The 6,424-nt window shown below is 60.7% G+C and carries 7 protein-coding genes and 1 tRNA gene; 3 read left to right on the top strand and 5 right to left on the bottom strand.

Annotation, left to right across the window (positions count from 1 at the left end; translation table 11 throughout):
* Positions 1-56 precede the first annotated feature (56 nt).
* Positions 57-1,103, top strand: a complete 1,047-nt coding sequence (locus ASC45_RS15235) for an IS630 family transposase (protein ID WP_055451265.1) — start codon at positions 57-59, stop codon at positions 1,101-1,103.
* Here the strand turns inward: ASC45_RS15235 and ASC45_RS15230 are convergent.
* From ASC45_RS15230 to ASC45_RS15220, 3 genes are read right to left on the bottom strand one after another with little or no spacing between them, the layout of a single operon-like run.
* The gene (locus ASC45_RS15230; protein WP_245610085.1) at positions 1,087-1,500 is read right to left on the bottom strand and encodes a hypothetical protein; all 414 of its coding nucleotides are present in this window, start codon (positions 1,498-1,500) and stop codon (positions 1,087-1,089) included. The genes ASC45_RS15235 and ASC45_RS15230 overlap by 17 nt on opposite strands.
* Positions 1,501-1,508: 8 nt before the next feature.
* Entirely contained in the window at positions 1,509-2,438 is a 930-nt protein-coding gene (locus ASC45_RS15225) for an ImmA/IrrE family metallo-endopeptidase (protein WP_245610084.1), read from the bottom strand.
* Positions 2,439-2,451: 13 nt separating this feature from the next.
* The gene (locus ASC45_RS15220) at positions 2,452-2,781 is read right to left on the bottom strand and encodes a helix-turn-helix domain-containing protein (RefSeq protein WP_020200576.1); all 330 of its coding nucleotides are present in this window, start codon (positions 2,779-2,781) and stop codon (positions 2,452-2,454) included.
* 244 nt (positions 2,782-3,025) lie between these two features.
* On the opposite strand from ASC45_RS15220, the gene ASC45_RS15215 reads away from it, so the two are divergent.
* Complete coding sequence (locus ASC45_RS15215; RefSeq protein WP_055451850.1) at positions 3,026-4,261, top strand: hypothetical protein; 1,236 nt, start codon at positions 3,026-3,028, stop codon at positions 4,259-4,261.
* 3 nt (positions 4,262-4,264) lie between these two features.
* Positions 4,265-5,215, top strand: coding sequence for a hypothetical protein (locus ASC45_RS15210; protein ID WP_055451849.1), 951 nt, complete (start codon positions 4,265-4,267; stop codon positions 5,213-5,215).
* 263 nt (positions 5,216-5,478) lie between these two features.
* Here ASC45_RS15210 and ASC45_RS15205 read toward each other — a convergent pair.
* A tRNA-Phe gene (locus tag ASC45_RS15205) sits at positions 5,479-5,554 on the bottom strand.
* Positions 5,555-5,661: 107 nt separating this feature from the next.
* On the bottom strand, positions 5,662-6,381 hold the full coding sequence (locus ASC45_RS15200; RefSeq protein WP_055451848.1) for a response regulator: 720 nt from the start codon (positions 6,379-6,381) through the stop codon (positions 5,662-5,664).
* Between the last annotated feature and the right edge of the window lie 43 nt (positions 6,382-6,424).

The following is a 6,424-nucleotide window of genomic DNA, read 5'->3' as shown; positions in this document are numbered from 1 at the left end:
TATTGATCCAGCCGCATGAAGTTTGAACTTTTCGGTGATCCCGGAGTCAGAGCGTTATGGACAAAGAAGACGCTCGCTACCAGAAGCTTGAGCAGCTGCACGAGAGGCGCAAGCAAGTCGTGCGGTTGCATGTGAGGAGCGTGCCGGTGATGCAGATCGTTGCGCTCACGGGTTTGAGCTACCCGACGGTGCGTAAAGCCATAGATCTGTTCGCTGCTGGTGGCTGGGCGGCCCTCAAGCCTGCAGCGCGTGGGCGCAGTGCAGGCCAAGGCCGCCTGCTCAAGCCCGAGCAGGAAGCGTTTGTTCGGCGCACCATCTGCGACAAGCGCCCCGAGCAGTTGAAGATGGAGTTCGCGCTGTGGACACGCGCAGCGGTCATGCAGTTCATCGAGCGCGAGTTCGGTGTGAAGCTCTCCATTCGTGCCACCGGTGAGTACCTGCGGCGCTGGGGCTTGACGCCGCAAAAGCCCATCAAGCGCGCCTACGAGCAGCGACCTGAGGCCGTGCGGCAATGGCTCGAGCACGAGTACCCGGCCATCGAGCGTCGCGCCAGGGCCGAGGGCGGAGAAATCCACTGGGGTGACGAGACCGCGCTGGTCAACACCGACGTGCGCGGCAGGAGCTACGCCCCGCGCGGCAAGACCCCGGTGACGCTGGCCGTGGGCGGCACGCGCCAGAAGCTCTCCATGATCTCCACCGTCACCAACCGGGGGCGGGCGAACTGGATGATCATCGACGGTGCTTTCAACCACGAGCGGCTCATCGAGTTCTTCGAGGCGCTGGTGGCCGATGGCCGCAGGCGCGGTCAGAAGGTCTTTCTCATCCTGGACAACCTGGGCGTGCATCACTGCAAGCCCGTCAAAGCCTGGCTGGCCGAGCACCAGGCCGCCATCGAGGTGTTCTACCTGCCCAGCTACAGCCCCGAGCTCAACCCCGATGAGCGGCTCAACGCCGACCTCAAGCACGCCATCGGCACCAAGGTGCCTGTGCGCACCAAGGCCAAGCTGCACGCTGCCGCCAACGAGCATATGGCCTTCGTCGCAGCACACCCCGAACGCGTGCGCTCCTACTTCCAAGACCCCTTCGTCAGGTACGCAGCTTGAAAACTTCAGCGTGCCGGATCAATAGTTCCTTCAGATCGTTTTGCGTCGTATCGAAATCCTCGGCAGACATCCGCAAGCTCATCTTCATCTTGAACGAGATGATGTTGTCGGGCGCATCTGGTTCGGCGACCTCGTCTTGGTCGCCGCTGGTGACATACGTTCCGAGCAGCGTGCCAACCAACGTACCCAGAGTCTTGTTTGCGGCATCCGCAATGCGCTCCGCCTGGTTCGATTCGAGGGGTGATCCTGACGCGGAGATTTCGTGGTGGGCCACGATGGCCTTCATCAATTGTTCGTACTGCTGCAGACGCAAGAGACAACGGCCCAGCATTCGTTGCACCTCGCGTTGCAAGGTCTGCAGTTCTTCATCTATGGGTTGGATCGGTAAGCCTGTCATCGAGGGACTCACCGTACTGGCAATTGCCCGTTCGAGACGAACTGATCGAAGCTGTCAAAGCTCTCGCCGTCTTGCCAAGACCGATCCCATGATCGTGGTTCAGCACTTTCCAGTAGCAAAAGGGTCAGGACGCGATCTCCTGTGGTGTAGCTGTGCTTGAACTCGCGCAACTTCATGTGTGGTGCCTCCTCCGGGCACCAGATCGCGGCAGACATCTCCGTGCCATCCCACTCCTGCTCAACGGTGGAATCAGCAGCCAGGGTGCCGGGTAATGGTTCCTGCGGATCGTCAGTGCGCCGAATGCGGGCGCGCGTCTTGACCGCGCTGCTGCTGCGCCATTCGTACTTCACGAAACCGTTGTCCCAATAGACAAGGATTGCCCGCTGCGTGGTGAATTTGATGAACCGAATGCACAGCGCCTCGAACGACACCTGGAACCGTTTGGCAAGGGCGCTCAGGAAATGCAAGTCGATGCGCTGGTTCGAGATCCACTCGCGCAGCAAGTCGCCAGGCATCAGCAGGTTGCTGGCAAAGTCGTCCGCCTCACGTTCGATGACACGGATAGTGTCAGCGCCGGAGTACACGCTTTCCTTGTCGCAGTTGAAACTTTGCCGCTGATCGCGGTGAAGGATGAAGTGGCCCAGTTCGTGGGCGATGGTGAAACGCTGGCGTTCGGGGTTTGCCTTGCCGTTATAGAAGATGCCCCACTCTGCGGTGTCCTGTGGGTTGCGCACCAACATGCCTTCGCAGCTATTGATGTCCAGCACCATCGGGGCCTTGATCTCCCGCACCCCTTTGCCGTAAGGCGTCTCTGGAAGCATTTGCCGGACGACTTCCAGATCCACGGCATCCGGCATGCCGTCGGCGTGCCACGCCCGCAACCATCTCAAGACGGTGCTGGCCGCGATGGAACCGGTTAGGGGCTGGGATGAGCTCAATTATCAGACCGCCTTAGTTCTTGTCGGGGAACATGATTTTGAGTGCCTGACGGTAACGATCCTTCTCCTCGTCCGTCATTCCAGCGTACTCGCGGAAGAAGGCCACATCTTCTGGACTGGCCTGAGGAACCTGTTCAATAGGCTCGCCCATGATGTCCTCCATCGTCACGCCCAGCACCCTGGCCAAGGCCTGGACCCGTTCAGCGGAGGGACGCTGGCCGTCCTTCATCTCCAGTTCCCATATATACGCCTTGGTACAGCCGACTTCGTCGGCGACCTGTTGCAAGGTCAATTTCTTCGCCTCGCGTAAGCGTCGCAGGCGTGCTCCGAACGCTGAAGCCATAGCGATGCTCCTGTAGGGGAAAACAGTCAGTTAACAAAAACAAGACCGCCAGTATAGCCGCGAGATACAAATAAGGTCTAGATGTGCCGCTTTGATTGACAAGCGGAAATCTGAGGTTCAGAATCGCGCTTGTATCTCGCTACTTTACTTATGCGAGGCGCGTGTTCAGTAACCCAGTCGCTGGCCAGTGCAGTCCGTACATCGGTCACAGACCTTCGACGCCGATCCAGAAAGGACGATCAAGATGAAGAAGACCTTTGTCGACGTGATGCTCGAGCTGCCGGTGGACGCCACGCTGCGCGACTTCTTGACCACCCACAGCCTGCCTGTGCCCGATGGCTTTGCCTGGGATGACACACCGGAGACCAGCCAGTTTCTGCTCGAAGCGGTCAAAGTCTGGCCCGACATTGCTGCCCGTGACCGGATGACGGCAAACCTCATGGCCAGCGTTCAGTTGGGCGATGCGGCAGGTAAGCAGGCGATGTTTGAGGCGGCCGTGGCCGATGGTGCTGCGCTGGCTGGCTTGGCGCTATGCGCAAGTGACATCCACCGTTCCTTCTGGCTCTACGTCCACCACCCGGCGCTGTTCGAACGCGCCTATGACTTCAGCTTTTGGGAACAGCATGGGCAGCAGACGCAGCAATACGACCTTGGCTTGAAACGCCAACCGAACGGTTCGGATGCCAATCTGACAGCGTTGCGTCATGCCATCTCGGCTTTCTACAAGCGCGAACTGCAATGCGGAGACGGCAGCGTGGCGCACTTGGTCGAGCGCAGTCCGGGGGTGTTCCTGTTGTCGGTCCATGTCAAGGACATGGCGATGCTGCGCCTGGAGTTCGAGGGGGCGACCCTGAAGCGCCGTGTCGGCAACCCCAACATTCACATGGTGCTGGAGTACGCCAAGTCCACCGGTGTCGTGCGCACGCTGGTGCGCGGCGGGGCAAAGTATCAGCAAATGCTGGTCGAGGCCTTCGCGGAGCATGTGCTGGGCGTGAAAGCGAGTGCTCACAAAATCAAGTCGCCGACGCTGGATTTGTCGATGCTGCGCACCGGATTCGATGTGCCAGAGGCCTTTGAGGACGGCTTCTCGATGGTTCAGTTGAAGGCACTCACCCTGCTCAGTCCTGACACGGCGCTGAAGATCGAATGCACGGCGATGCAATCCAGCCAGCAACGCTCGGTGCACGATTTGCTGAAGGAAAAGCTACCGGGCCCGCTGGAGGGTCAGTGGGCGGTGACAGCGGCACAGGTCAATCTCTATTACCCACCCGAGCCGGGCAGGACTCGCCCCAAGGTGGTCACCATCGAAGTGACCAGCAAAGGGCGGCTGAACCTGCACAAGTTCGACGCCAAGATGCAAGCGCAGCTGGAAGGCTACCTGGTTGCGGTGGGCATCTTGCAGAAGGGCCAGACCCTCAGTGCCCAGGAATCGCCGCCAGAGACCGACGCGGTCAGTTCATCATCGGCCTTCGAGGACTGATCAATGGCGACGCACGATGCCTGGGCCTTGGTTTGCCGCCTGTTCGCAGGCGGCACGCCGGTGCTGCGGGCCACGCTCTCGCCACGCGAGGTATCTGCTTTGTCTGTGCTCGGCAAAGCCGTCAGGCCAACAGTGATGGATCAGTCTTTTGTGCTCTGCCCCCACTGTCAGCAGCATCGGGCGCAGGTCTGGAGCGATAGACGGGGCGGTCGAATCTGCCGGTGCCCGGAGTGTGGCCAGGTGCCTGTCAAAGCAATCGATGGTGCGGCTTTGGCCTTGGATGAAGATTGGCTGCGGCAGAAAATGCGCCTCTCCCTCGACATCGAGAGCCGCGACGACATCGATGACTTGGGTGACGGTGCTTGGCGGCTCGGTAACGCCCGCCGCTCTCCGGTTGTGCTGGCCCGAGATCTGACGAGAGTGCTGCATGAGCCGTCCTTGCTGGATCGTGTCCGGGTGGCGGGAAGCAACATCCGAGTCATCACCCCCAGGCCACGCACGACGCGTGGATCGCCCTTCGGCTCCGGTGTGGAATGGCTGGCGCTGGAAGAACGATTCACGTTCTATGGCGGCGGAATCACCTTCATACCCTCGGTGTCGTCTGCAGTGCCAGCAGTGGCCGATCCGGCCGCGCCAGTGAACGGGCCGTTCTCGGCCGACTTCAAGTGGGCAACGCTGCCGGATGTGCAGGCCACGCCGATCCGGTTCACGGATGGTCAGGCCAAGGTCTTCGAGTCGCTGTGGTCGTTCAAGGGAGTCGAGGTGGACGGAGAAAGGATCATGCAGCGCGCTGGCCAGAAGAGCGACAAGCCGATTGACCTGTTCAAGATCAAGTCGAAGGACAAGGGCAAGCCGGAGCACGAGGCTCGACTGGCGGCCTACGGAGCACTCGTCGTCACGCAGCAACGCGCAGGCTTGTATTCCATGCCTTGCGCGGCGGCAGTGTTGGCGTGACGGACTGCTGCTCCAAGCACGCCCGACAACGAATGGCAATGGCACGCGCACAAATCATGGTCGCGAAAGGCCATGTGCGTGTGCCACGGCGAAGAAGTTAGCGCCGATTTCGAGAGAAGAGAGGGCGGAACGGATGGCAACTGGGGATGTTCCTGCCAGACCACAGGACCCCGGTCGCACACGCAGAATGTGCGGGAACCCCGCGTGTCATGCGGGAAGCACAAATGAAAACGCCCAACTGAGAACAGTTGGGCGCTGAATTTTGGTGGCCAGGGGCAGAATCGAACTGCCGACACGCGGATTTTCAGTCCGCTGCTCTACCAACTGAGCTACCTGGCCATTTTTTTCGCTTGCGGCAACGGGAAGAACCGTATGCGGCATTTCGGAAAAACCGACATGGTAGCAAACTTTGTGGCTGCGCCCGTGGTGCTTGTGCAGCCTCGGCCTTACTCGGAGGCCGGGCCGAGATGGGCGATGGTTTCTTCTTCTTGTGAGGACGGGGTTTCGCTGCGATTGCGCATGCCGCGCCCCAGGTCGACACCGAGCTGCTTGATCTTGCGGTAAAGATGGGTGCGTTCGAGGCCGGTCTTCTCGGCCACGCGAGTCATGCTGCCGTTTTCGCGGGTCAGGTGAAATTCGAAGTAGGCGCGCTCGAACTCGTCCCGGGCTTCGCGCAAGGGGCGGTCGAGCAGAAAGGCGCGCTCGGCGGGCAATGCCACGGGTTGCTGCGCTTGCGCGGCTGTGGCACTGGCGGCACCCGTGGCCGGGGTTGCGAGGTTTGCGCCACCCGGCTGGCGTGCCACGGGTTTGGTCAGTGCTTGCGAGACTGCTTGCAGCAGCTTTTGCAGGGCGATGGGTTTTTCGAGAAAAGCCATGGCGCCGATGCGCGTGGCCTCGACGGCATGGTCGATGGTGCCGTGGCCGGACATCATGATGACGGGCATGGTGAGCTGGCCACTGCTGGACCATTCCTTGAGCAGGGTGACGCCGTCGGTGTCGGGCATCCAGATGTCGAGCAGCACCAGGTCGGGCTGGGCCTGGGCGCGCAGTTGCCGGGCCTGTGCGGCGTTCTCGGCGAGTGACACGCTGTGCCCTTCGTCATTGAGGATGTCGGAGAGCAGCTCCCGAATCCCCATCTCATCATCCACCACCAAAATGCTTGCCATACTGATTCACTCTCTCAAGAAAACGCCGGGCAGCCCCAAGTTT

The sequence above is a fragment of the Thiomonas bhubaneswarensis genome (assembly GCF_001418255.1).
Lineage (GTDB): Bacteria > Pseudomonadota > Gammaproteobacteria > Burkholderiales > Burkholderiaceae_C > Thiomonas > Thiomonas bhubaneswarensis.
Note: the sequence above shows the minus strand (reverse complement) of the source record. Positions and strands in the feature narration are given on the sequence as shown.